This is a genomic window from Nocardiopsis flavescens (assembly GCF_900141985.1).
In the GTDB taxonomy this organism is placed as follows: domain Bacteria; phylum Actinomycetota; class Actinomycetes; order Streptosporangiales; family Streptosporangiaceae; genus Nocardiopsis; species Nocardiopsis flavescens.
Genome location: NZ_FQZK01000068.1, coordinates 1 through 1,238, shown reverse-complemented (window position 1 = coordinate 1,238; position 1,238 = coordinate 1). Strand labels below are relative to the sequence as shown.

Here is a 1,238-nt window from a genome sequence, read left to right as displayed (position 1 = left end):
GCGCACGGCAAGGCCGAGGCGTTGGAGGTGCTGCGCGGGCGGGTCGAGGCGACCGCGGTGCTGTACATGGGCGGCGGGGACGGCGAGGAGCCGGTGTTCCTGCACCTGTCGGGCGCGGACGCGGGGGTGCGGGTGGGGGACGCGGGCGAGCCGTCGGTGGCCGCGCACCGGGTGGCCGATACCCCGGCCGCGGCGCAGCTGCTGGCGGTGTTGGCCGCGGAGCGGCGCTCGTGGGTGTTCGGGGAGCGTCCCACCCCGATCGAGCGGATGTCGCTGCTGTCGAACCGGGCGGCGGTGGCGCTGGTGGGCCCGGACGCGCGCCTGTTGTGGCTGTGCCACCCCGAGCCGGACTCCCCGGCGCTGTTCGCGGAGCTGTTGGGGGGCCGTTCGGCGGGGGTGTTCTCGATCGCGCCGGAGCACCGGGGGCTGCCGTTGGGGCAGCGCTATGAGCGCGACACCATGACGGTGCGGACCCGGTTCTCGCGGTTGGAGGTGATCGACTACCTGGCCGAGCCGGCGGTGGCGGGGCGCACGGACCTGGTGCGGGTGGTCACCGGGACGGGGGCGGCGGTGGTGGAGTTCGCGCCGCGTCCGGACTTCGGGCGGGCGCCGGTGCGCATCCTGGCCAAGGACGACGGCCTGGTGGTGGAGGGCGGCCCGTACCCGGTGGCGCTGTACGCGCCGGGGGTGTCCTGGCAGGTCGACCAGGACGCGGGGACGGCCCTGGCCCGGGTGCATCCCACGTCGGAGCGGCCGGTGGTGCTGGAGCTGCGCTGCGGCACGGACTCGCTGGAGGCGCCGGGGGTGGGCGAGCAGGAGCGGCGCCGGGGGACGGAGCGGGAGTGGTCGTCCTGGGTGCGGACTTTGGACCTGCCCGAGACGGAGCGGCGTCTGGTGGCGCGGTCGGCGTTGACGCTGCGGGGGTTGTGCACGCCCACCGGGGGGGTGATGGCGGCGGCGACGACGTCGTTGCCCGAGGAGATCGGGGGGATCCGTAACTGGGACTACCGGTACTGCTGGTTGCGGGACGGGGCGTTGACGGTGCAGGCGCTGGTGGAGGCGGGGTCGACCGCTGAGGCCGAGGCGTTTTTGGGGTGGGTGCACCGGGTGGTGGGCGGGTTGGCGGGGCCGGAGCTGCTCCGGCCGCTGTACTCGCTGCGGGGTACGGACCTGGGGCCGGAGGAGGTCGTGGAGTCGCTGTCGGGGTATGCGGGGTCGCGGCCGGTGCGGGTGGGCAA

General features: G+C 75.4%; 1 protein-coding gene. It reads left to right on the top strand.

The features are described from left to right. The coding region (locus tag BUE45_RS31040; RefSeq protein WP_281256395.1) for a trehalase-like domain-containing protein at positions 1-1,238 on the top strand (1,238 nt) is incomplete at both ends.